Origin of the sequence: Ignisphaera cupida, from assembly GCF_030186535.1 — an archaeon.
Taxonomy (GTDB): Archaea; Thermoproteota; Thermoprotei_A; order Sulfolobales; family Ignisphaeraceae; genus Ignisphaera; species Ignisphaera cupida.
In genome coordinates this window covers 23,906-47,048 of the sequence record NZ_JASNVW010000009.1, presented here as the reverse complement: position 1 = coordinate 47,048, position 23,143 = coordinate 23,906, and the positions used below count along the sequence as shown (strand labels likewise).

The 23,143-nt window shown below is 33.9% G+C and carries 35 protein-coding genes and 1 tRNA gene; 21 read left to right on the top strand and 15 right to left on the bottom strand.

What is annotated here, in order from left to right; genetic code table 11:
• Positions 1–195: 195 nt before the first annotated feature.
• The 4 genes from QPL79_RS09060 to QPL79_RS09045 form a co-directional block, all read right to left on the bottom strand.
• Positions 196–270, bottom strand: a tRNA-Val gene (locus QPL79_RS09060).
• An 85-nt stretch (positions 271–355) separates the two neighbouring features.
• Positions 356–688, bottom strand: coding sequence for a transcription factor S (locus QPL79_RS09055; RefSeq protein ID WP_285274498.1), 333 nt, complete (start codon positions 686–688; stop codon positions 356–358).
• A 61-nt stretch (positions 689–749) separates the two neighbouring features.
• The gene (locus QPL79_RS09050) at positions 750–1,328 is read right to left on the bottom strand and encodes a hypothetical protein (protein WP_285274497.1); all 579 of its coding nucleotides are present in this window, start codon (positions 1,326–1,328) and stop codon (positions 750–752) included.
• Complete coding sequence (locus QPL79_RS09045) at positions 1,318–1,647, bottom strand: hypothetical protein (protein WP_285274496.1); 330 nt, start codon at positions 1,645–1,647, stop codon at positions 1,318–1,320. Before QPL79_RS09045 ends, QPL79_RS09050 begins: the two co-directional genes overlap by 11 nt.
• Before the next feature lie 86 nt (positions 1,648–1,733).
• Here QPL79_RS09045 and QPL79_RS09040 point away from each other — a divergent pair, with 86 nt between their 5' ends.
• From QPL79_RS09040 to QPL79_RS08960, 17 genes are all read left to right on the top strand, one after another.
• Positions 1,734–2,129, top strand: coding sequence for a translation initiation factor IF-5A (locus tag QPL79_RS09040; protein WP_285274495.1), 396 nt, complete (start codon positions 1,734–1,736; stop codon positions 2,127–2,129).
• A 19-nt stretch (positions 2,130–2,148) separates the two neighbouring features.
• Complete coding sequence (locus QPL79_RS09035; RefSeq protein ID WP_285274494.1) at positions 2,149–3,507, top strand: signal recognition particle protein Srp54; 1,359 nt, start codon at positions 2,149–2,151, stop codon at positions 3,505–3,507.
• A gap of 20 nt (positions 3,508–3,527) precedes the next feature.
• A complete protein-coding gene (locus QPL79_RS09030; protein WP_285274493.1) occupies positions 3,528–4,820 on the top strand; it encodes a tRNA pseudouridine(54/55) synthase Pus10 in 1,293 nt (430 codons plus the stop codon).
• Between the two features lie 53 nt (positions 4,821–4,873).
• Positions 4,874–5,269, top strand: coding sequence for a 50S ribosomal protein L21e (locus QPL79_RS09025; protein ID WP_285274492.1), 396 nt, complete (start codon positions 4,874–4,876; stop codon positions 5,267–5,269).
• A gap of 55 nt (positions 5,270–5,324) precedes the next feature.
• Positions 5,325–5,666, top strand: coding sequence for a hypothetical protein (locus tag QPL79_RS09020; RefSeq protein ID WP_285274491.1), 342 nt, complete (start codon positions 5,325–5,327; stop codon positions 5,664–5,666).
• A 33-nt stretch (positions 5,667–5,699) separates the two neighbouring features.
• Positions 5,700–6,353 (top strand): DUF655 domain-containing protein, encoded by a 654-nt coding sequence (locus QPL79_RS09015; protein ID WP_285274490.1) that lies wholly within the window; start codon positions 5,700–5,702, stop codon positions 6,351–6,353.
• On the top strand, positions 6,347–7,201 hold the full coding sequence (gene rsmA / locus QPL79_RS09010; protein WP_285274489.1) for a 16S rRNA (adenine(1518)-N(6)/adenine(1519)-N(6))-dimethyltransferase RsmA: 855 nt from the start codon (positions 6,347–6,349) through the stop codon (positions 7,199–7,201). Before QPL79_RS09015 ends, rsmA begins: the two co-directional genes overlap by 7 nt.
• A complete protein-coding gene (locus tag QPL79_RS09005; RefSeq protein ID WP_285274488.1) occupies positions 7,123–7,830 on the top strand; it encodes a HemK2/MTQ2 family protein methyltransferase in 708 nt (235 codons plus the stop codon). The genes rsmA and QPL79_RS09005 overlap by 79 nt, the downstream gene beginning before the upstream one ends.
• Position 7,831: 1 nt before the next feature.
• Positions 7,832–8,548, top strand: a complete 717-nt coding sequence (locus QPL79_RS09000) for an RNA methyltransferase (protein ID WP_285274487.1) — start codon at positions 7,832–7,834, stop codon at positions 8,546–8,548.
• Positions 8,549–8,561: 13 nt separating this feature from the next.
• A complete protein-coding gene (locus QPL79_RS08995) occupies positions 8,562–9,068 on the top strand; it encodes a 50S ribosomal protein L16 (protein WP_285274486.1) in 507 nt (168 codons plus the stop codon).
• A 7-nt stretch (positions 9,069–9,075) separates the two neighbouring features.
• Positions 9,076–10,065, top strand: coding sequence for a 2-(3-amino-3-carboxypropyl)histidine synthase subunit 1/2 (locus QPL79_RS08990; protein ID WP_285274485.1), 990 nt, complete (start codon positions 9,076–9,078; stop codon positions 10,063–10,065).
• Positions 10,066–10,072: 7 nt separating this feature from the next.
• Positions 10,073–10,702: an METTL5 family protein gene (locus QPL79_RS08985; protein ID WP_285274484.1), complete on the top strand. Its 630-nt coding sequence runs from the start codon at positions 10,073–10,075 to the stop codon at positions 10,700–10,702.
• A 5-nt stretch (positions 10,703–10,707) separates the two neighbouring features.
• Positions 10,708–11,280, top strand: a complete 573-nt coding sequence (locus QPL79_RS08980; RefSeq protein ID WP_285274483.1) for an exosome complex RNA-binding protein Csl4 — start codon at positions 10,708–10,710, stop codon at positions 11,278–11,280.
• 4 nt (positions 11,281–11,284) lie between these two features.
• Entirely contained in the window at positions 11,285–11,902 is a 618-nt protein-coding gene (locus QPL79_RS08975) for a DUF2067 family protein (protein WP_285274482.1), read from the top strand.
• Between the two features lie 68 nt (positions 11,903–11,970).
• On the top strand, positions 11,971–12,279 hold the full coding sequence (locus QPL79_RS08970) for an RpoL/Rpb11 RNA polymerase subunit family protein (RefSeq protein WP_285274481.1): 309 nt from the start codon (positions 11,971–11,973) through the stop codon (positions 12,277–12,279).
• Positions 12,257–12,424, top strand: coding sequence for a hypothetical protein (locus QPL79_RS08965; RefSeq protein WP_285274480.1), 168 nt, complete (start codon positions 12,257–12,259; stop codon positions 12,422–12,424). Before QPL79_RS08970 ends, QPL79_RS08965 begins: the two co-directional genes overlap by 23 nt.
• On the top strand, positions 12,391–12,606 hold the full coding sequence (locus QPL79_RS08960) for a hypothetical protein (protein ID WP_285274479.1): 216 nt from the start codon (positions 12,391–12,393) through the stop codon (positions 12,604–12,606). Before QPL79_RS08965 ends, QPL79_RS08960 begins: the two co-directional genes overlap by 34 nt.
• Before the next feature lie 39 nt (positions 12,607–12,645).
• On the opposite strand, the gene gatB is transcribed toward QPL79_RS08960, so the two are convergent.
• The 3 genes from gatB to gatC are packed head-to-tail and all read right to left on the bottom strand — an operon-like array spanning position 12,646 to position 15,908.
• Positions 12,646–14,109 carry an Asp-tRNA(Asn)/Glu-tRNA(Gln) amidotransferase subunit GatB gene (gatB, locus tag QPL79_RS08955; protein ID WP_285274478.1) on the bottom strand — a complete coding sequence of 488 codons (1,464 nt, stop codon included), beginning with the start codon at positions 14,107–14,109 and terminating at the stop codon, positions 12,646–12,648.
• A gap of 15 nt (positions 14,110–14,124) precedes the next feature.
• Positions 14,125–15,603, bottom strand: coding sequence for an Asp-tRNA(Asn)/Glu-tRNA(Gln) amidotransferase subunit GatA (gene gatA / locus QPL79_RS08950; protein WP_285274477.1), 1,479 nt, complete (start codon positions 15,601–15,603; stop codon positions 14,125–14,127).
• Positions 15,600–15,908, bottom strand: coding sequence for an Asp-tRNA(Asn)/Glu-tRNA(Gln) amidotransferase subunit GatC (gene gatC, locus QPL79_RS08945; RefSeq protein WP_285274476.1), 309 nt, complete (start codon positions 15,906–15,908; stop codon positions 15,600–15,602). The genes gatA and gatC overlap by 4 nt, the downstream gene beginning before the upstream one ends.
• A 34-nt stretch (positions 15,909–15,942) precedes the next feature.
• Here gatC and QPL79_RS08940 point away from each other — a divergent pair, with 34 nt between their 5' ends.
• Together QPL79_RS08940 and ala are read left to right on the top strand one after the other, a co-directional pair.
• Positions 15,943–16,440, top strand: a complete 498-nt coding sequence (locus tag QPL79_RS08940; protein WP_285274475.1) for a hypothetical protein — start codon at positions 15,943–15,945, stop codon at positions 16,438–16,440.
• 88 nt (positions 16,441–16,528) lie between these two features.
• Positions 16,529–17,518 (top strand): alanine dehydrogenase, encoded by a 990-nt coding sequence (gene ala / locus QPL79_RS08935; protein ID WP_285274474.1) that lies wholly within the window; start codon positions 16,529–16,531, stop codon positions 17,516–17,518.
• A gap of 63 nt (positions 17,519–17,581) precedes the next feature.
• Here the strand turns inward: ala and QPL79_RS08930 are convergent, their stop codons facing one another.
• The 5 genes from QPL79_RS08930 to QPL79_RS08910 all read right to left on the bottom strand — a co-directional run bounded on the left by QPL79_RS08930 (position 17,582) and on the right by QPL79_RS08910 (position 20,403).
• The gene (locus QPL79_RS08930) at positions 17,582–18,280 is read right to left on the bottom strand and encodes a glycerophosphodiester phosphodiesterase (protein WP_285274473.1); all 699 of its coding nucleotides are present in this window, start codon (positions 18,278–18,280) and stop codon (positions 17,582–17,584) included.
• A 27-nt stretch (positions 18,281–18,307) separates the two neighbouring features.
• Positions 18,308–19,138: a hypothetical protein gene (locus tag QPL79_RS08925; protein ID WP_285274472.1), complete on the bottom strand. Its 831-nt coding sequence runs from the start codon at positions 19,136–19,138 to the stop codon at positions 18,308–18,310.
• Between the two features lie 109 nt (positions 19,139–19,247).
• Positions 19,248–19,481 (bottom strand): Lrp/AsnC family transcriptional regulator, encoded by a 234-nt coding sequence (locus QPL79_RS08920; protein ID WP_285274471.1) that lies wholly within the window; start codon positions 19,479–19,481, stop codon positions 19,248–19,250.
• 54 nt (positions 19,482–19,535) lie between these two features.
• Positions 19,536–19,952 carry a secondary thiamine-phosphate synthase enzyme YjbQ gene (locus QPL79_RS08915; RefSeq protein WP_285274470.1) on the bottom strand — a complete coding sequence of 139 codons (417 nt, stop codon included), beginning with the start codon at positions 19,950–19,952 and terminating at the stop codon, positions 19,536–19,538.
• 70 nt (positions 19,953–20,022) lie between these two features.
• Positions 20,023–20,403 carry a helix-turn-helix domain-containing protein gene (locus QPL79_RS08910; protein WP_285274469.1) on the bottom strand — a complete coding sequence of 127 codons (381 nt, stop codon included), beginning with the start codon at positions 20,401–20,403 and terminating at the stop codon, positions 20,023–20,025.
• Positions 20,404–20,544: 141 nt separating this feature from the next.
• Here QPL79_RS08910 and QPL79_RS08905 point away from each other — a divergent pair, with 141 nt between their 5' ends.
• Both QPL79_RS08905 and QPL79_RS08900 read left to right on the top strand, forming a co-directional pair.
• The gene (locus QPL79_RS08905) at positions 20,545–20,997 is read left to right on the top strand and encodes a DUF61 family protein (RefSeq protein ID WP_285274468.1); all 453 of its coding nucleotides are present in this window, start codon (positions 20,545–20,547) and stop codon (positions 20,995–20,997) included.
• A gap of 53 nt (positions 20,998–21,050) precedes the next feature.
• Positions 21,051–21,386: a hypothetical protein gene (locus QPL79_RS08900; RefSeq protein ID WP_285274467.1), complete on the top strand. Its 336-nt coding sequence runs from the start codon at positions 21,051–21,053 to the stop codon at positions 21,384–21,386.
• A gap of 132 nt (positions 21,387–21,518) precedes the next feature.
• On the opposite strand, the gene QPL79_RS08895 is transcribed toward QPL79_RS08900, so the two are convergent.
• From QPL79_RS08895 to QPL79_RS08885, 3 genes are read right to left on the bottom strand one after another with little or no spacing between them, the layout of a single operon-like run.
• Positions 21,519–22,211: a Dph6-related ATP pyrophosphatase gene (locus tag QPL79_RS08895; RefSeq protein WP_285274466.1), complete on the bottom strand. Its 693-nt coding sequence runs from the start codon at positions 22,209–22,211 to the stop codon at positions 21,519–21,521.
• A gap of 19 nt (positions 22,212–22,230) precedes the next feature.
• Complete coding sequence (locus tag QPL79_RS08890) at positions 22,231–22,689, bottom strand: hypothetical protein (RefSeq protein ID WP_285274465.1); 459 nt, start codon at positions 22,687–22,689, stop codon at positions 22,231–22,233.
• Entirely contained in the window at positions 22,676–23,116 is a 441-nt protein-coding gene (locus QPL79_RS08885; RefSeq protein ID WP_285274464.1) for a metalloprotease family protein, read from the bottom strand. Before QPL79_RS08885 ends, QPL79_RS08890 begins: the two co-directional genes overlap by 14 nt.
• Positions 23,117–23,143 lie beyond the last annotated feature (27 nt).

Genomic DNA, 23,143 nt, shown 5'->3' with positions numbered 1-23,143 from the left:
ACAAGCTAACAGGTTATAGATTTGAATCATATGTTAAGAACTGTTGTAATTTTATCGATACTGTGGGAAAGTAATTTTGTTGTGTATAAACATTTCTTTTTGTGATTGAAAACATGTGATGAAGTAAAAACCAATTAACTGTTTGTAGCTTTGTTGATTGAGTAATTAGAATTGGTTCAAGATCTATTGTATTAGTGGGCCCGCGGGGATTTGAACCCCGGACCTCCGCCTTGTAAGGGCGGCGTCCTAACCAGACTAGACGACGGGCCCTTTTATTTCTAAATAAACTTTTTGTTTGTGGTTGGGGTTATTAGCTTTTTCAAATATTTACTATGGTTGTGCTATAGCCGCTATGCTAGTATTCTCTCCAGGTGTGACCGCATTTAGTGCATTTATAAAATGTTGTTGGTGGTTCATCAGCTGCTCTTGTTTGCATTTGCCATGCATATACTTCTTCATTGCCACATTTTGGACATCTTACATGTCCTTTTACAAGTGTTGCTGTTGGAGGTGCTGAAACTTGAGATGAATCAACAACTGTTAGTTTCTCTTTCTCATTATGTAATATGGCTTTTGACATAACGATTCTATTTCCTAAATTGCTAGCTTCGTAACCACATTTTGGGCATCTATATACTCTCTTAACCTTGTCAAACACAAGTAGAGTTCCGCATTTTGGGCAAAACACTTTTTAATCACCTACACTTTTGAAGGCTATAGTATTTCTTTCTAAGACTAAAAAGCTTTATTTAGTAAAAGAATTCTTCATCACGTATATGCATTCCCAAATCAAAAACATTTTTAACTATTGGAGTAAGCATTTTTCCACTTTTTAAAAGCATTTCAATTTCCCTTAACTCAAACAAAGCTATGCCTATACCAATAGCCATATAGTCTTCAGAATCTAGAACTGCAACAGGTTTACCTTTTGAAACAGGGGGCAAGGCTTTTTCGAATGAGGCTAACAAAAGATCATTGCCATAAAGAAATGCTTTAACACCTTGAGTTTTAGCAACAATAGCACATCCAATACTGTTGGTAAAACTTTTCACAAAGTTGTAGAAATGTGGTGATGGCATAAATCTACCACCCCACAACCACCCAGCTAGTACACCTGAGCCAATAGTTTTTAGTTTGCTGAAAACCTTTGTTAAAGCAGTTTCGTGTATAGCAGGATAGAGCATAATCTTTGTCCAACTCTTGAAAGAAGGAAACAACATTATGCGAAAGTTTTTGGAGATACTATTTGCAGCAGAATAATCAAAACAAAATGTGGTAAACTCTATCAAATCTTTTAGAACTTCATCAACTTTTTTGCTAGACTCCATAGAGTTTCTCAGCCATTTTCACAACATCTAAAAACTTTAGCACAACATCACCACTAATTTTCCTTTTATCAATTTTAGCATCCCATATAGCATCCCAAACCTCTATAACTTTGCTACTACCATTTAAATAATCACAGATGAGATCCACAGCCTCGTCAAGCATTTCAATATTCCATGCATCAACATCTTTATATTTATGGCTTATATTCTTAGACATTTCCTTAACAAACTCTACATAAAGATCATATACAACATCTACATCAACACTATCCTTGTCTATGAGACTTTCAATAGATTTCCTAATTTCTTTTAAATTCATCTTTAAATCACTATAGCTTCACAAAATCTTATTAACTAAGCGAAGAGTTTATATCTCTATGCAATATAACATGTTTTGGTGGTTTTATGAGCGTAGACTATGCAGAGCTTGGAGATTTAAAAGAGGGTAGTTACGTGGTTATAGATGGAGAGCCTTGTAGAGTAGTAGAAATTTCAAGAGCTAAGACAGGTAAGCATGGTAGTGCAAAGGTTCATTTGGTAGCGATAAGCATATTTACGGGTGCTAGAAAAACTCTTGTAGGCCCGGCTGATCAAAGAGTTGAAGTGCCAATAATAGATAAGAGAATTGGGCAAGTTGTAGCTGTTCTAGCTGATAAAGTACAGGTGATGGATACAGAAACGTTTGAAACTTTTGAAGTCGACATGCCAACAGATGAAGGAGTAAGATCTAAGATAGCTCCAGGAGTTGAGGTTGAGTATTGGAGTGCCATGGGAAGAAGATTTATAGTCAGGGTTAGGTAAATAGCGATAGGATTGTAAAATGAGCACAGTACTAGATTCTTTAAAAAAACTTGTGGTAGATTTTTTACGTGGAAAAGACCCTTATGAAGTTGCTGTTGAAAATTTTATTAAGGAACTTCAAAAAACTCTTCTAAGAGCAGATGTAAATGTTAAGCTTGTTCTGCAATTAACAAATTCTATTAGAGAACGAGCTTTAAAGGAAAAACCACCTCCACTTGTTTCTAGAAACGAATGGTTCATTAAAATAGTATATGATGAATTATCAAATCTATTTGGAGGAGATGTAAAACCACAGGTATTTCCACAAAAAACACCCTACATAATAATGCTTGTTGGAGTTCAAGGCTCAGGAAAAACAACAACAGCTGCTAAAATAGCGTATTTCTACAAAAGATATGGGTATAGACCATGTCTTGTATGTGCTGACACATATAGACCAGCTGCTTATGACCAGCTTAGTCAGTTGAGCAAGCAAATAGATGTTCCATTTTGCGGAGAACAAAAGTCAACAGATGCTGTGAATATTGCTAAGAAATGCACTGAGTGGTGTATAAATCAAAACTCCAACATTGTGATTATAGATACTGCTGGTAGACATGGTTATGGAGAAGAAGAAGCATTGTTAAAGGAGATGCAGGAAATAGCAAAATCTGTTAACCCTGATGAAATAATGATGATTCTAGATGCTTCAATGGGACAGAAAGCCTATGAACTCGCACTTAGATTTCATAGCGCAACCCCCATAGGCTCAATAACAATAACAAAACTTGATGGAACAGCAAAAGGTGGTGGAGCTTTATCAGCTGTTGCAGCAACAAAAGCAATAATAAAGTTTATTGGAGTAGGTGAAAAGATTCCAGAGATAGAGGTTTTTGAGCCTAGAAGATTCGTTGGTAGATTGCTGGGTCTCGGAGATATATCTACGTTAATAGAGAAGCTCAAGTCCATTGAGCATAGCGAGGAAGTTGAGAAAAGATTTGCAAAAGCCCTGTCAACAGGCAAAATCACCTTAGCTGATATATACCTTCAATTACAGACAATGAGAAAACTTGGCCCACTAGCAAAAATAGTTCAGCTAATACCTGGTCTCTCCATGATGCCAATAGATGATAAGCAAATGAAGATAACAGAAGAAAAAATGAGAAAGTGGTTAGCTATAATAGATTCCATGACTTATGAAGAGCTCAGAAACCCAAGTATTATTGATAAGAATAGAATGGTGAAAATAGCTATAGGATCTGGAACAACAATTGAAGATGTTAAGGAGCTGTTAAAATACTATGAGCTTGTAAATACAATGATAAAGAATATTAAAAGAAGAAAGACATTATTTAAGAAATTTGGAATTGATTTAGCGAAGATAAGTCAAGAACAATAAGGCATTAAATGGGGAAAAATGTGGAAAACATTATAGATACTGTAGCTAAGATACTGGAGAAGTATCCGCTATGTGATAGATGCTTAGGAAGGCTTTTTGCACATCTTGGTAAAGGTCTTGGAAACAATGAAAGAGGCAAAGCACTAAAAATAGCAACGATACTAGATTTGCATAGAAGAGTTTTGAGTGGAGATTCAAAATCATTAGATATCTTAAGAAAGGTTGTGTTAAATAGTAAGCTAAATTTTAAAGATTTTTTCAAAGAACTGGGAATGGATTATCCACAGGCTTTTCCAAGTTGCTACATATGTGGAGATCAACTAGATAACATTATTATCACCTTTTCAGAAACTGTTGCAAAACTTGTGAAGGAGAAGAATGTTAGGAGTTTTCTTATAGGCGTTATCATTGCAGATGATGTGCTTGAGAGAGAAAGTAATATTGTGAAAGAATACCACATACCCTATTGGGAAAGCATCAAAAGGGAAATTAAAAGAGAGATTGGAAAAAGAGTTCAAAGCCTGACAAATATTAAAGTTGATTTTGAGAATCCTCATGTTACATACATAATTGATTTGATTAACAATACTGTGAAAGAGGAGATTAGATCACTTTTCCTATATGGCAAATACAGAAAGCTTGGTAGATTAATATCGCAAAATGTATGGATTAGGAAAAGTGGAGAAAGGAGATATCATCTATCAGTTGAAGATGTTGTGAAACATTCTCTAAGCTATGTTAAGGCTTCTGATGTTGTTTTGCATATTGGTGGCAGAGAGGATGTTGATGTCAGAGTTCTTAGTGGAAGGCCTTTGGTGATAGAATATAAATCTCCTCAAAATAGCAATATTAATATAGAGTCTCTGAATAAAGTACTCAATTCTTTTACTCCATGGATACAATTTGAAATGGAGATGAAGGTTAGAAGAGAGTTTGTTTCAAGGCTGAAAGGTCCTGGTAGCCTAACTTATAAAATATATAGAGCTTTGATATATTCTCAACAAGAGGTCGAGCCAGAAAAATTGCATATGCTTGAGGAATTCTTTAACAACAGGATGATTGTGCAAAGAACTCCAACACGTATTCTTAGAAGGAAACCTGATAGACTTCGCAATAAAGTTGTGTATCAAGTAAAAACATTGTATATTTCGCCACATGTGTTTGCCGCGATAATAAAATGTGATGGTGGTTTATACGTAAAGGAGTTGATAACCGGAGATGGTGGCAGAACAACACCAAGTTTTTCAAGTTATCTAAATACTGAGTTGCAGTGTTTAATGCTCGATGTTATATATGTTCATGAATATATATAAGGGTATTCAAATAGTCTTAATGTAGTTGAAGATTTTTGCAGGTTGTTTAAACTATGGTTAAAGCACCACGAGGATTAAGGCATAGAACAAGAAAGTTAATGAGAAAAAGTATTAGGGAGAGGGGAGCAGTTCCTTCACTAAGTAAAATACTTATTGATTATAAAGTTGGTGACAAGGTTTACATAGATGTTGATCCGGCAATACATGGTGGAATGCCGCATAGAAGATACATTGGAAAAGTGGGTAAGGTAGTTGGGTTTAGAGGTAGAGCTTTAATAGTTGAGGTAGAGGTTGGGTCAAAGGTGAAGAAGCTTTTCTTGTTACCTGAACATGTAAGACCTGCATTTGATGTTAAAGAAAGAGTTAATGAATTGCTAAAGAAGCTTGCTGAAATTTCAAAGATAAGAAGAGAGCAAAGAGTGGCTTTGTTAAAGCTTTTGAAAAAGTAGTTTCTACATAATATAGATAAGAAGTCTTTATATGATGTTAGCTGGGGATTGGTTTATGTCATATGAAATTATAGAGTATCATGATATTCCCAATTCATTAGCTAAGAAAATTCTTGAAAAATATGTTGCAAATCTTAGAGGTGGGGTTTCTGAAATTGTTAAGGTAACACTTGAATACTTGGATAAAGTGGAGAAGTGTGATTATGAGAAAATAGATTATATGTATAATGAATTGAAAAAGCTTGGTTTTAAAGAAGTAACAATATCTATGATTCTCAACATTGTTCCTAAATCTATTGATGAACTTAGAACTCTTCTAGTTTTCGAGGAGAAAATTCCAGATGATGATGTACTGAAAACAATTATTGATATGATTTTAAATAATTGTAAAGAATAGCTATTTAATGTTTGATAAGCAGGCTTTGAATCTATGAAACCTCGATACAAAAGATTTCAAATAGTTCCTGATGAATTTGCCATTATCCTTGATTACATGCCAATGGGCAATCCATATGATAAGCATGCCCATCATAGAACAATGCCCATAGCCCAGGGTATTGGCACAAAGTATTTTTCTCTTGTTGAGATTGTGCCTGGCAGAAGTCAGGTTTTAGCAATTGGTGAGAGAGTTCCCATTTCCTCAGCACCTGATAGGCCAGGGCTGAGAGTATTTGAGAGGTTGTTGTATGAGGATTTAACTACCATTGCTAAGGAAAACTTAGGCAAGGTTATTACTAGAATTGTTGAGGAGAAGGAGAGGGTCTTTGTAGAATTTTTCAATGTTGCTGAACCAATAAATATAAGGTTGCATAGTCTAGAGCTATTGCCTGGCATAGGAAAAAAGACTTTGAGTATGATTTTAGAGGAGAGAAGAAAAAGCCTTTTCACAAATTTTGAAGATGTTAAAAAGAGATTGAAGATATCAGATCCTGTTAAACTTTTTGTTGATAGAATTATAACTGAATTGCAAAGAATTGAGAGGTATTATCTGTTTGTCGAGCCCTACCCTCCATCACCAGAATACAAGTTTCTCAACTATTTAGAATTGCTATATAGAAGAATTGGATATAGTGAGCCATGGTAAAAAATATTAAAGATTTTGCGTCTAGACATGATTTTATAGAATGGCTAAAAAAAGTCTTATCTGAGAAAGGAGTAAAAATAAAAAAGAGACTAAGTCAAACATTCTTAATCGATTTAAACGAGCTTAAATACATTGCTACAACAATTAAAAATGAAGCAGTAAATACCCCATGTATTATAGAAATTGGTGCTGGTATAGGAAATTTATCGATATTCTTAGCACTTGAGAATAGTGACAAGGTTGTTGTTTCTATAGAAATAGATAAGCAATTTACTGATTTTTTGAAGGAATTGCAAGACGATTTTCCAAACATTGACTTTATCATAGGAGATGCTAAACTTATCTTGAATAGTATAAGAGACTGTAATGCTGTTGTAGGCAATTTGCCTTACCATATAACATCACAACTTCTGGTAACAATTGCTAAAGGAAATGCGGATATAGCCTTGGTAACTGTACAAAAAGAAGTTGCTGAAAGAATTATTTCCAAACCTGGTAGCAGAAACTATGGAAAATTAACTGTGTTTTTGCAGCATCTGTTCCATGTTAAGTACCTTAAAACAATATCTCTAAACAAGTTTTATCCAAAACCAGAGGTTCACTCTGCAGTAGTTATTCTCAAACGCAAGCGTGTTTATGATGACTTTTCAAAGCTTTTTGAAAATGTAGTCAAATGCTTATTTTCCTTTAGAAGAAAGGTTATTAGTAAAGCACTAACTAAATGTCTGGATGGAAATGTTGTTGAATATTTTAATGGGTTAAAAGAGGTATGGGGAAAGAGAGTTTATCAGTTATCGGTAGAGGAATTGGAGAAGATAGTTTATACACTTGCAAAGCAAAAGAGCTAGGCATTGTAGTGATTAACAACATAAAAATAGCTTTGAATGAAGAAGTTTATGAGCCTTCTGATGATACATACATTCTTACTGATACAGCTAAAGAGGTTTTATCTAGACTAGAAAACAAGGATATTATTGTTATTGAAATAGGGTCAGGCACAAGCTACATAATAATTAGCCTAGTTAAAACAATTTTAACCAAGTTTAACAACGTTTATGCAATAGCCACAGATATTTCACCTTGTGCAATGAAAAGTTCTTGGAGCTCTGCTAAACTCAACAACTTAGATATGTATTTAGATATTGTTCAGTGTGATTCCTTAACATGCTTTCGTGATTCAATAGCAAACATGGTGGTGTTTAACCCTCCTTATCTACCTGTGGAAGACTCTGGTTCATGGATTTCAAAGGCATGGAGTGGTGGAGCTAATGGCTTTTCAATTTGGAGTAAATTCTTTAAGGATTCTATAAATAAGTGTAAATCCAAGTGCTCAATACTATTTGTTTTGTCGAGTCTGCAGAACATGGAGAAAATTTTTTATGTTATGGAAAGTAAATGTTTGTCTATAGATGTTCACATGTGTAAAAATTTCTTTTTTGAAACAATATGCTCAGTTGAATGCATGGTGAGTATTTAAGATGCTTAAGGTTGTTGTTGTAGGAATTGAGGGGGAGGTCAATCTAGGATTTATTGTAAGACTTTGCAAGAATTTTGATGTTGATGAGCTTGCTGTTGTATCTCCTCAAATCAATGTGTTTTCTGATGAGGTCAAGAGATTTGCAGCAAATGGTGTTGATTATCTTTTTAGTGGTAAAGTCAGGATTTATCAAAGTATTGAAGATAGTTTAAAAGATGTTGGCATATCTGCTTGTACATCAGCTGTTATAGATACTAGAAGTGGTGATGTGCTTAGAAAAGCCATTGAGTTACAAGACTTTGTTAAAATAGCACAGTCTTATACAAGCATTGCCGTGGTTTTTGGAAGAGAAAGCGTTGGTTTAACAAGAGAAGAAATTTCGAAGTGCAATCTTCTTGTGCATATTGCTTCAAATCCTGAATACCCTGTGTTAAATCTTAGCCATGCTGTTGCAATTGTTCTTTATGAACTCTACAAAACTATTAAGAAAGCTTCACTTGCAGAAAAAATTGATAAAGCTGATGAAGATAGCTTGAAAATAGCTGAAAAATATATAGATGCCTTGGCAAAAGCTGTTGCAAGTGATGATAGACAATATGAAATGTTTTCACTAACATTCAAGAGACTGCTGAGAAAAGCCCCATTATCAAAAGCTGAGATAGGTTTTCTAGTAACATTTATAAGGAGGTTGGCAAACAAAATACTGAGGCAGAGCTAAAGAGGTTTTTAAAATGCCTCAAAAACCAGCTAGATGCTACACTAATCAAAAAAAGCCTCCATATACTAGAAAAGAATATATCCATGGCGTTCCACCTCCAAAAATAACAAAGTTTGTAATGGGAAATACAAAGCTTGATGCTGAAGTAGTAGTAGTTTTGAAAGCTATTGAAAAAGGAATTGTGAGACACAATGCCTTAGAGGCTGCAAGAGTTATTTCACACAAATTCTTAAGTACCGAAATTGGCGAACAAAACTTTATGTTGGTAATCAGGAAGTATCCTCATCAGGTTTTGAGAGAACATAAAATGATGGCGTTTGCAGGTGCTGATAGACTTCAAGAAGGTATGAGAAGAGCATTTGGAAAACCTGTTGGTGTTGGAGCTGTTGTAGAGCCATTAGATGAGGTAATAGAGGTTAGGGGTATGGTGCAGCACGTAGAGATTTTAAAAGAGGCATTGAGAAGAGCAGCATCGAAACTTCCAATTAAATGTACTATAGAAGTAAGAAAGTTGAAGTAGCAATACTATGAGTTTTTGTAATGACTATGATTTTGAATTAGATAGTATTGCTAAATTCATTGAAGATAGAAAAGCTAGGAAAATTGTTTTACAGTTGCCAGAGGGGTTGCAAACATGTGTTTCTCTAATTGTTGATTTTTTGAGAAAGAAGTTTGGTAATGAAATAGAGATTTACCTATCTCAAAACCCTTCATATGGTTCTTGCCTAGTTGATGACTATAGTGCAGCAGAACTTAGTGCTGAAGCAATAATTCATGTGGGCCATCTAGAATATCCGCTATATAAACCAAAAACACCAACGCTTTTTGTTAGAGGAGGCTATAGAAAAATTGATGTAGAAAGAATTAAGATGTTACTAAATGAGATATGTAGAGAAAGCTTTAAACCAATATGCATTACCACAACAGCTCAACATTCAATGGAAATACATAATATTGTTAAAAATATGCAAAATTGTAGATTTGAATTCAAAGGAATAATTCTTGGTTGTTTACTGCCTGAAACAAGTGATTGTGGTATTGATGTTGTTATAGCTGGTGGAAGGTTTCATTGCATAGCACAGGCATTGGGAAACTACGCCAGATATGGCTATTTAAAAACAATTTGTATAGATCCATACATAAACAGTATTTGGGATCCTAAGAAAGATGTTGAGAAGATTCTTCGTGTTAGACTATGGAAAGTTAGAGAAGCCTTTGACGCTAAAAACTGGCTTATTATAGATGGCTTCTATGGGCAGCATAGACAACAATTAATAAACTTTTTGACGAATGCATTGAAGGAGCATGGAAAACAATATTTGGTTGTTAAAGCATTGAAAGTTGATAGAAGCCTTCTAGATAATATAAATGCAGAGAAAAAGTTTGATGCAATAGTAGTTGTTTCTTGTCCCTATATAGCATTTGATTTAACAGATTATGAAAAACCTGTTTTAACTGTTGGAGAAGCTCTAATGGCTATTAACAAAGATCTCAATAGATACATGTATCCATGGTAGTAAAGGAATGATTATAAAGAATAAGAAAGAGCTTGAGGTATTATTGAGCAACGTACCCAGGTTTCCAAAGCCAAAACAATTTCTAGAACAATATGTGTGTGATAGTAGAATTGCTAGTGAGGTTATGTGGCATGCTTATATTTCTGGTGATATAAAGGATAAGATTGTTGCAGATTTTGGTTGTGGAACAGGTTTATTTGCATATGCTGCATATCTTCTAGGCTCTAGAGAGGTAATGTGTATTGATATTGATTGTGAAGCGCTTTCTACTGCAAAATCTTTTTTAGATAGTAAAAATGCTTTTAACATCAATTACCTATGTTCAGATGTTGAATTGTTGAATCTTAGAGGTGTGGATACAGTTGTTATGAATCCACCATTTGGTGTTTATAAACGTGGAATTGATATGGTATTTCTAGAAAGCGCCTTGAAAATAAAACCAGCAGCAATATACACAATACATAAATACTCTCACAAGTTACTTAATATTGTTGAGAATAAACTCAAGCTATATGGAGATGCATTTAAGATGCTACCACTGTTTTTAGATATGATGATAATTCATGCAACATATGTGCATCACAGAAGAAACGTTTACAGATTTCCTATTGTAGCTTTAAAAATTGTGAGGGTGTAACGGGAATGAGTAAAGACAACAAAAAGATTGTGGTGCCAGGAGAATTTTTGTGTGCAGAGGAGGAGTTCATACCATACACAAATACATATGTAGAAGATGGTGTGGTTAGAGCAACTGTTATAGGAAAACCCATATTTGATTTCATCAACAGAAGGGTTTATGTAAAGCCGGTAAAAGATGTTAAAATGCCTAAGAATGGGGATGTGGTGATAGGTGTTGTGAAGCAAATGAGAGATGAAATTGCTGTGATCAAGCTCTTGGGGTATGATATAAACAAGGTGTTTAAGCATGAGTTTAAGGGGGTGTTGCATGTTTCACAAGCATCTAATTCAAGAATTCAAAGTCTTTACGAAGCTGTTAGACTAGGTGATGTTGTAAGGGTTAAGATTCTCAATAGCTATATACCATATCTAGTTACAATGAAGGATACAAAGCTAGGTGTTATAGCTGCTTACTGCTCTAAATGCGGAGCTCCGTTAATAAAGGAAAAAGACAAGGAGGTTTTGAAATGTAGTAACTGTGGAAATATTGAAACAAGAAAAATAGTTCCGGACTATGCATTTGCGAGCAGAAGGTGATTTCATGAGCAAAGTGTTTATAGAAAGAACGTTTTCATATACATGCACATCGAGAAACCTATGTATAGAACTTCTTGAAAAAATAGATGAGGATCTTTCCCTGGATGTAGAATTGTTTGCGGAATTTAAACATAATAAGCTGATTTTTAGAGTGATTGGCTTTGAGCCTGCTGTTGAATCTGCTATGAAGAGGATTAGAGATTATATAAACCAGTTTCTAATGCTGAAAACACTTAATCCAAAGAATGGAATATCAGCTGAGCAATTAGCTAAAGTAATTCGTAAAACAATACCACTAGATGTTTTAGCTGAGGTTCTTAAAAGACAAGGAATAGCAAATGTAACATTAAGAGGTGCTATGATTTATGCTGATACTGATTTAGAAACAATACAAATGTATGCTCAGCGTATAGCAAAAGCAATGGAAAAAGTATCTAATATGAGATATTCACATAATCTAAAGAAACTCATAATCACAGCAATAACCCTTTACAATGTTGATGTTCATGAGATTTTAGATGTGCTTTCAGAAAACAATGTCATTAGTGATGAAATGGAGCTTAAAGTTCCATGGCAAGAAGCGTTAAACTATATCGAGGAAAAGGTTTTGATAACTCAATAAAAATTTAAGCTTTGATTAGGTATTAAAGCCTTGTCTAAGATATTACAATAATATTTAAGGTGATTTACTTGTCAATTCGACTTGAGCTGAAAAAACTTACAGAGAGAGAGCTAAGAATAGTTATTTATGATGAGGATAAGCACTCACTACCAAATTTAATAGCAAAATTAGCAATAAAAAAGCCTGGCGTAGTTTATGCAGCATATATTCTCGAACACCCAATAACATCATATCCAGAAATTGTCATATTAACTGATGGAAGCAGAAATCCACTAGACGTTTTTGAGGAAGTTGTAAATGAAGCACAAAAACTTGTTGAGGAATTTTCACAAAAATTTGAGGAGGCATTAAGAAATGCATTTAAAGAAAGAAAGTAGAATTCTAATAGTTGATGTTTTAAATGATAAGGTAATAGGTGTTGTCCTGAGGGGGCTAGCAGGTATTGAAGAAACAATAATTCTTAGCGATTGTGAAGCACTAAAAAATTTTTGCATAGCAAACAGGGTATTGCAGGTGAAATAAACTACATAATTGATTTAACAAGTAAATGCGTTGACATAAAACTTTCTGGTATGAAAATAATAAGTATTGATGATGTTGAGAATAGTCAACTGAGGGAAGTCATAATTGACGTTGTTAATGCTATAAACCTAATTAAAATAAAGTTTTTAAGAATTAAAAACAGTGATTATTTGTGGAGATGATTAGGGTTTTAAGATCTGATTATTGATGAAAAACCCACGCTATGATCCAGTATCTCTCTTCTTATTAAGCATCTCTAAAACAATCTCTCTAGTAATTTGAGGATCGGCTTTTCCACCTGTCTTCTTCATAACTAATCCTATTAAGTAGTTTATTGCCTTTGGATTCTCAATTGCGTCCTGAACAGCCTTTGGATTCTCATTGAATACTTCAGCAACCACCTCTTGTATATAGTTTTTATCTACTATTCTTATATATCCATGCTCCTTAATATATTCCTCAACATCTACACCATCCCTCACAACATGTGGCAGTATTTCCTTAACCATTTTTACCGATAATATCCCATCATCCCATAGCTTTAGAATCTTCACAACATGTTCTGGTTTTACCTTTAGTTTTCTATAATCTATGTTGTATTCATTTATCCATCTCAGAAAATCTGTTATTAGTAAATCAGCAAGCTTCTTATAATTACCATAAATCTTTGCAGCTTCTTCAAAAAAGTCAGCAAGCCATTTGTTTAACACTAGAACGGTTGCTCTATACTCATCTAAACCATATTGCTTCAAAAACCTTCTTATTCTTTCATCTGGTAGCTCTGGAAGAGAACTTATAATTTTCTCTATGAATTCTTTGCTTATTTTTAGTGGGGGTAGATCGGGGTCTGGAAAATATCTATAGTCTTCTTCAAATTCTTTAGATCTTAAAGATATTGTTATGCCTTTATCTGCATCCCAATGTCTTGTTTCCCTTTCTATTTTACCACCTTGTAGAATTATTCTTTTCTGTCTAATTATTTCATAGTTTAACGCCTTTTCAACATCTTTTATTGATCCTATATTCTTAACCTCAACTCTGCCAAATCCCTCAAAAGAAATATTTGCATCAACTCTAAAGGCACCTTCTAGTCCAGGATCTGTAACACCTAGATACTCTAGTATTGCCATGAGTTTTTCCAGAAATGCCCTAGCCTCTTTAGGGCTTTCAATATCAGGTTCTGTAACAATTTCGAGTAAAGCCACACCAGATCTATTATAGTCTATCAGGCTATAGGGGCTTTTTTCAATACTCCCAATATACACTATCCTACCCGGATCCTCCTCAACATTTATTCTTCTAATTCTCACGATTTTTGATTTGCCATCAACAGATATTTTAACATAGCCGTTTTTAGCTATAGACTCAAAACCAGGTCCTATATACTGTGATATCTGATAATTCTTTGGAAGGTCAGGATAGAAATAATGTTTACGTACAAACATTATTTTATCGCTTATCTCACAGTTAAGTGCTTTAGCAACAGCTATGGCATATTCAATAGCCTTTCTATTTACCACAGGTAATGTCCCGGGAAGCCCTAAACAAACAGGGCAGACATGAGTATTTGGCTTACCTCCTCTGTAATCAGCTGATGTTGCACAAAAAAGCTTTGTTTTTAACTTTGTTAATTGCACATGAATTTCGAGACCTATTATTGTTTTCAAATTCAAGTCACTACTCATGTGAATTTCACCCCCCTATACAGAGGCGATAATGTCTTTGAAACCAGTTCTATCCTCTAGTTGCTTAGCTATGTATAATAGTATGGGCTCAGAAAACTGTTTAGCTATTGCTTGAAGACCTATTGGAAGACCATTGTAAAAATCAATTGGAATACTAATAGCTGGAGAACCGATTAAGTTAGCTACAACAGTGTTTACATCTGCCAAGTAAATCCTTATTGGATCTTCAAAAAATTCTCCAAGTTTTGGTGGTAAGATAGGCATTGTAGGACTTACAACAACATCAAATGATTTGAATATTTGATCGAACTTCTCTTTGAGCAATCTTCTAAACTTGAGAGCTCTAATATAGTACATGTCTCTATAGCCAGCACTCAATATGTATGCACCAACAGCTATTCTTTTCTTAACCTCGTATCCAAAGCCTCTTGTCCTAACCTCAGCAAATGCCTCATCCCAGCTTTTATTATCCAAATTAATTTTAATGCCATATCTAACACCATCAAATCTAGCAAGATTTGAGCTTGCTTCAGCCATTGCAATTATGTAATACGATGCAATAATTTGTCTAGGGAATGGCAATGAGATATCGCTACACTTATGATGAGAACACAAGACATCTACAGCTTTTAGAGCAGCTTTTCTAACAGGTTCTTCAGAACCATCGAAAAATTCTTTGATAATGCCTATTCTAAGCTTAGGCTCTTTATAGTAGAGTTTATAAAGTTCATCAACATAATCAACTCCTTGCTTTATTGGTACGGAAGTTGAGTCACGAGGATCATAACCTGCAATAACATTTAGAAGCATTGCTAAATCTGTTACATTTCTGGCCATGGGACCTATTTGATCCATGCTACTAGCATAAGCTATCAAACCATATCTACTAACAAGACCATAAGTTGGCTTTAACCCATAGACTCCACAAAATGAAGCTGGATTTCTTATTGATCCACCGGTATCTGAGCCTAGTGCAAGAGGAGCTTCACCAGAAGCTATGGCAGTAGCACTACCTCCAGATGATCCTCCAGGAACTTTCGTTAAATCCCACGGATTTTTCGTTGGATAAAAAGCACTTGTCTCGGTTGTTGAACCCATTGCAAATTCATCCATATTTGTTTTGCCTATTATTACACCTCCTTCATTCATTATCTTTTCGATAACAGTTGCATTATATGGTGGAACATAGTTTTCAAGCATTTTCGAAGCACATGTTGTTCTAATACCTTTTGTTGAAATGTTATCCTTAATGGCTATAGGTACACCAAAAAGTTTTAACCTATCAATTCTATGTTTATTGCTCTTAATCAAATTATCAACATAGTTATACACAGTTTCAATTGGGGTAATAGTAATAAATGACTTTATCTTATCCTCAACTTTTTTTATGACTTCATAAACAGAATCAATATATTCAAAGACTTTTGATGGATCAGATCTAAACTCATGAACAAGTTTATAGACAGGTATATTAACGGGTTTGCCCAATTTCATGCACCAACAGTTTTAGGAGCCTTAACATAGTCTTTCTCTAATATGGCATTGTCTTTAAGAAACTCATGATTTTCATCAATTTTGTCTAACACTTCATCATCTCTCAAAGGCAATTCTATCTCCACTACATGATATAGAGGCTCAATATTGTCAAGACCTTCAACCTTCATTATCTCATTAAATAACTCCATAACCTTTCTAACTTCTTTCTCAATCTTCTCTCTTTCCTCTTCAGTAAATCGTATAAGAGTTAGTTTCTCTAAATGCTTTACAATATCTACACTAACTTTATCTACGGCAGTCACTAATCAGCACCTTCAATAATAATATAGCTTGCTGTTGTATAGCCTAAAAATCTACTTTAAAGACTTTATAAGGATAGGTGAAGATCTTACGAAACCTGAAGAAGTTATAGAGTTATTTCAAGGTTTTTTAGAGAGAAACGAAGTAGTTTTTATGGCTATTGAAGAAGCAAATACCTTGGGCTATAACATGATACATTTTCTAGTCGATTTGGATGTAGATGATATTAAATGTTTCATTTCATTTCAATATATTTCAGCAAACAATGAGTTAATTCCAATTGCTTTTATAATGGAGTTTAATGAAAACATCTCTAAAGAGCTTAGGATTAATTCTATAGCAAATATGTTAAATGATGTAGGGGGATATATTTTTGGTCTTCAATCGAGAACTGGCATATTAGTTCCTCTATTAGAAATCAGCGACATTAAGAATGTTTTGGAGAATTTTTTGCCTATGTTCATATCAAAAATCTTTAAAAAGAATGTAAAAATATCTATAAATAGATATGAACTAGACTATGTTTCTGTATAGACATAAGCTATAGCTTACGATATTAGTGTTTTAACCCATATAAACTTATAATTTTCATGCACAGCAAATAACAATGGTGAAGCTGGGAATGGTTAATGTTTTATTTCTAAGTGCGAATGATATTGAAAAAGTTATTGATATGAAGAAAGTCATAGAATTAGTTGAAATAGCTTTTAGAGAAAAGGGATTGAAAAAAGTTCAAATGCCTCCTAAATCCTATCTATTCTTTAAAAAATACAATGGAGACTTACGAACAATGCCAGCATATCTAGAGACTTTAGATGTTGCAGCTGTTAAGATAGTTAATTCTCATCCCATGAATCCGCAAATACATGGACTACCTACTGTAATGGCTGTTATTCTATTAGTAGATCCCTCATCTGGAAAACCACTTTCTATCATGGATGGAACAGTGATAACAAGGTATAGAACAGGTGCTGCAGCAGCTATAGCAACAAAGTATTTATGGGGATTGAAAGAGGCATCAGTTGGTCTTATAGGAGCTGGAATGGTATCATCATATTCTGTTGAAGGTTTGAGGTATGTAGTTAGTATAAGCTCTGTAAAGATTTATGATATTGTTACTGAAAAGGCAAAGAATCTTGCACAAAGTTTGAGAGAAGGATTAGGTTTAGATGCAAAAGCTGTTGAGTCTCCTCATGAAGCTGTTAAAGAAGCTAATGTCATTGTCACAGCAACTCCATCTAGAAGTCCCATAGTTAAAAATGAATGGATTGAAGAAGGTGTTCATATAAATGCTATGGGTGCTGATGCTCCAGGTAAACAAGAGCTAGATCCACGAATCTTGAAAAGAGCAAAAATTGTTGTTGACGACTATGAGCAGGCTATACATAGTGGGGAAATTAATGTTCCAATATCTATGGGTATTTTAGAACCAAGTGAAATATATGCTGAATTGGGGGAGATAGTAGCTGGGTTGAAGAAGGGTAGGGAATCTGAGAAGGAAATTACAGTATTTACATCAACAGGTTTAGCGATACAAGATGCTATAACAGCTTGGTATGTGTATAGTGAGGCTGTTAAAAAAGGTATTGGAACAACTTTGAAATTCTTTTAATCAGTTAAAGGAATTTCTATCATCTCTTCATTAGGGGTGGAGTTTCATCACCTAGCCAAGAATTCAATCAAAAAACTTTTGCAGAGTTACTTGCTTTGATATGGAATTCTTTATGTGAGGATCATCAGTAGCTATTCCATCAACACCAAAACCAATAACTTTAAGTGCTGTTGAAACATCGTTGATAGTCCATGTGTAAACCTTTAGATTCTTTGAATGTATTTCTTTAACTATTCGAGGAGTAATTGTGTTAAATCGTGGTAATATGGCAAACGCCTTGCTTTTTAATGCAATGTCTATTGGCATCGAATGTGAATATGTTAATAGCCCAATCTCTAATTTGCTATCCAGGCTTTTTATCTTCCTTAAAATATTGTAGTTAAATGATATTACCAGGCAATTATCTTTAATGTTGTATTTGCTAATTAATGATACAACAGCTTCCTCAAGTCCCTCATCCTTTATCTCGATAAACATCAAAATCTTGTTTCCAAATTCCTGTAAAACCTCTTCAAATGTAGGTATATTCTCTTCTCCAAAAACCTTAATCCTTTTCAGCTCCTCCAATGTAAGCTCAGAAACCTTTTTATTTATATTCGCAACTCTCTTCAAATCCTCATCATGAACAACCACGGGTATGTTGTCAAAAGTTCTTCGTATATCAAACTCAATTGCATCTGCATGCATCTCCAAAGCTTTTCTAAAAGATTTTAATGTGTTTTCAGGTGCGTAGGCTGATGCACCTCTATGTGCAATGATCAAAAACTTATCCTTCCAGTTTATTCCACATCACCTCTTCATAACACTTCTAGAAGCTATTTCCTGATATATGGCATAAATGTCCGATTTTGATGGATCGGCATTTACAGATGTTAAGTCATTATACATTTTTCTGGCCAGGGTTTCTACATCTATTCCTGGTTCAACACATATTTGAGAATCCTTATAGTGGCGCATAATAGTTATTAGCACAAGTGAAAAAGCTGCAATATCGTTGCTAGTTAATTTTGATTCATTTAGCTTTCTCTTTATTGAATCCATTAATTGTGTGAAGTAAGGATCTTCATTTATCTCTTTCGAATTTTCTAAATCCATTAAAATGATTCTTGTAATGCTTTCTGCAATAACATTCAATGGTGGAAGCATTTCAGTATTACTTAAGCATATAACTCTAGGCTTCTTCTGAACCTCAGTAAATGTTTGTTGCGAAGCAAGAGAAGCTAGAGAAATAGACTCTTTCAGCATGTTTAATAACTTAATTAGATCAGTAATTTTCTGATAATCTATCAAGCATCTTCTTGAAACTGTTGCAACATCGAAGCCCAACTTAGATGGAGTTAAACTTACAAGTTTCTCCAAAAACTCAACCTCATTTTTATCTGCCTTAAGCAAAAAATGTGCTATTTTTCTTTGCAATGAAACAACATCGCTATAGCTTATACCATGTTTTTTAGTAATATTAATACCATGCAAAGCCACTGCAATAGCTAGTGTGGCATATGGTTTTGTAAGAAAGTCTACTTTGCTTATCACATCACTGCCTAGAATTCCTTGAAGTCTATAACATTTATGCAACTTAAGTACAATGTCCATAAGGTCATTATAGCTAATTAAACTCATCACATATCACTAAAACACTTCTAGCAATATGTTTGAGGAAAAGACTAAAAAATTTATAATAACAAGTTTATGTCAATAAAACATAACGAGTTCCTCCACACATATATTCCTACTTCTCAACAACAATTAGTGTTGTTGTGGCTTTGATGTGTGGCAATCTCCTAATTTTTGATATAACAGCATTTCTTAGCTTATCAAAATTCTCAGCCTCGATAATAGCTACAACATCATATATTCCATAGACTATATGAACTTCTTTAACCTCTGGAATTTGTGATAATAGTTTCACAACCTCTTCTTCCATACCAACATCAGTATTTAATAAAACTATTGCCTTTGCCACCCTAAACCCCCAAGTTAAATTTGGAATTATTTAGCCTATATATTATTATGAAACCTACTCTCCAATAACAACAACTATAATATTTCTAGAGCTTCTAGGCCCATCCATTTCAACTAAGAATATGTTTTGCCATGTACCTCTAACAAGTTCGCCATTAACAACTGGAAAAACTCTATCAGCTCCTATAACAGATGAGCCTATATGAGCATGAGCATTAGAATCTATGATATTATGTCTCCATTCTCTTTCAGGCTTTACAAGCTCTTTTACAAATGTTATGATGTCACTCATAAGCCCATGCTCTTTCTCGTTGGCAACAATAGCTGCTGTAGCATGAGGTGCAAAAACAAGGCAAATACCATTCTTAATGCCACTTTTTCTAACTATTTTCTCAACATTATCTGTTATATCTATTAATTCAAATTGTTTGGTTGTTGAAATTCTTATCGACTCATAGTAAACTCTACACATTTTCTATACACCAATACACATCAAGAATAAAAATAGGTAAAAAACTATTTTTGATTTTATATGGTGATTGCTATTGTTGTTTTGGTAGAGGCTTCAGCATCTTATATACAAAGTCTTTAATGCCTGCTCTGCTTAATAATCTCTCTAATCTATAAAGCTGTTCATGTGCAACATCAATTGCTTTAGCTATTTGAGCTATTGGAATGCCATTGGCTCTAGCATAGAGAAGGTATATTAAAGTTCTTACACTATGAGGATGTCTGAGGGAAGAAGCTATAGCAGAGTCGAATACAAGCCAGTCAAGTAGGTCAAGATTTGCTTTGGCCCATTCACTTACCTCTGGCGATAACTCAACTTGATGCTCAAGCCTCTTTCTAAAAACAACCTTGTTGTCTGTTATCATCAGCTTTCTCTTTTTTCTTCTTCTCTTTTCTATCATTATATCCGACATGTTTAACACCTTCAACTCTTATTTTAAGAAAAAGGCAATCCAAGTTAATAAATTTTATTGTTTCTAGTTCTATAAACCAAATTTTAGAATCGCATAATAAAGTATTTTAAGTAACTAAAACAAATAATATTGTGGATGAAAATGTTTTCAAGTGATTATAAAATTGAGAAATTACTAGAACTAGAATTAAGAATAGTTAATAAACACTTACCAATTCAGAGAATACCAATAGAAGAATTATTAAAAATGGAGTTTCCATGTGTTAAGCTTCGCGATGGAACTTTACACACATTCAAAAAAGCAGAACTTGAGAAATTAAGAACTTACTTAAGTGATGAAGAAGCTAAAAAACTACTTCTTCCTATAATAATCATTTTAAGACCTGATATTGGTGAGGGAGCAGCAATCATAGAAGATTCTATAGCAGCTCATGTTGTAGCAAAAATTCTAGATATTAGAAATACTAAAATCAATAAGCTGGTTTTGTATAGACCGCATGTGGCATATTTAAGAAGATTTTTTGACACGATATTTCAATTTGCAATCTCCATAAATCTAAGCGAGGAAGAACCACAGGTATCGTTTAGTGAATAGCTTGTAATGTTTTATATACCATAAAACTTAGAACTAATCTATTGGCGAGGTTCATGTATAGAAACATTCCGGAAGCTGAGGGAGCAAGCCTAAAAACAGAGCTTATCACTAGAGATAGTGTATATGCAGTTTATTGTGATCCTGAAGAAATTCTTGAGTGTAATGATTATGCATGTGCCTTGGAAATATATAGCACATGCCTAGCTGATGTAACAGGCATTGACATTAATAACATTCGTGTAGAAACCATAAAATTTGTTAGAAAAGGCAAGGTAATAGTTTATGCTGCTAACAATAACAGGTATTGCCTATGCGTTCACAGATATGATATTAGTGGTATTGAGCTTTGCGAAGAGGTTACGCAAATTTGTAACCAGAAATCCTCTTAAAACAACAATTCAGTAGAGTTCGCCAATTTTCCTTAAAGCTAATGCAGAAATGAGAAGCTTTTACTCCTTAACTTTCCTTATAATAAACATAAATAAAGGTAAATAAGACAACTGATAATGTATTAAATAGAGCTAACATACATAAACATTTTTTGGCTTTACATAACCTTCATACTCACTTACAATAGTAACATCATATTCTACGCAAATTCTGTGGTTTCTGAAGAGAGGTGTGTAAATAACAAATGTTTCTGCTTCACCTCCTTCAAAAGATGGGTTAAAGCCATATCTTTTAGAAAGAGCAATAATTTCTGAAGCAAGCTTAGAGTCTATAACATGTCCAAGAAACTTTGTTGGTAAGCCCCATGCATTAATAGATGTTATTATGAATTCTATATTGCTTGATACAATATCTAGAAGATGTTGTGATGGGTCTTTACCCCAGAAGGGTGTATACAGCTTAATCCCTATACTATCACAAATTTCTGTAAAGAGCATTCGTTGTGCATCACTTGAAATAACCCCTAGAACAATGTAATCAAATTCAATTTTCGTGTAAAGAGTTTCTAAAGCTTTCTTTATTTCTTGTACTTCTTCCTTCTTATCATTAGTTGCAACATCTATGATGATATGTTTACTTTTAAGAGGAAGCAAACTTGTCTGCAAATTTGTGTATTCTACAAACGGTCTGTGAATATACCATGGATGACTAGAAGATGGTTTGAATGTAACCAGAGCTGCTATGTCAAAGCCTTGGAGAAGAGCTATGTGAACAGCAAATGTACTATCTTTACCTCCACTAAACATTGCAATTGCTTTGCCCATTTCTACACACATCCATTTTTCATTTCAAATACTTTAACTTGGCATAGAAAACTCTTTTCATTAGATATTCTCTAGAATGGCTTTCTAATGATGTAAATTCACAGAATATTGGTTCAAATCCTGCAAGTTTGATATTTTTTGAGAATTGATTTACGTAATTATTCACATCGTTTTCATTTAGTGTATGGAATAGTGAATCAGCAATAACAACTCCTATATCATTATCACCGTAAATTATAAACCAAAGCATGTCTGGATCAGGACCAAGGTTTTCTGGATTTTTCATAAATTCTTTCTGTATCACATACCCCTTGCTTATCAATATCTCAATTATAGTTTTTCTAAATGCTTTTATTACTAAATCCTCTATTCTTTTTAGCTTATCACTATCGATATACTCTTTATTGATGTACAGCCTTCTATGTTTCTCTCTATCAATTTTTCTAGGCAAGTAGTTAGCTATGTCATCTAAAATCATTTTGTAAAATCCTTATACACGCTTTAATACTATTGTATATAAATGGTTTGGAATACTTAATAACTTTCTGCAAATCTTCTATTGAAACAGATATGTGAACTATTGCCAGTGCTAATGCAATACCTGAACGTAGTAATAGATATAGCATTGCAAGCGCTATGGTGAGTAGTTGTGGTGCTAACGCAATTGCGATGAAATCTTCAACTTTCTCAACGACTACATTAAATCCTATGTAGAGTCCTCTGAACATGAATTTGTGTTGAGCACCAATAATGTTAATTGCCATGAGATGAGTTAATTCATGTAACAAGCCCATGAATGGAAGAGAAATCATTGCAATAAGAGTTTGTGTAGAGTCCATGGCTCTAGATGTGAATATTGCTGTTGCAAAGCCTATACATAGATATACAAATATTTTTAGTTTCACTGTACCCACACCCTTATAGCTATAAAG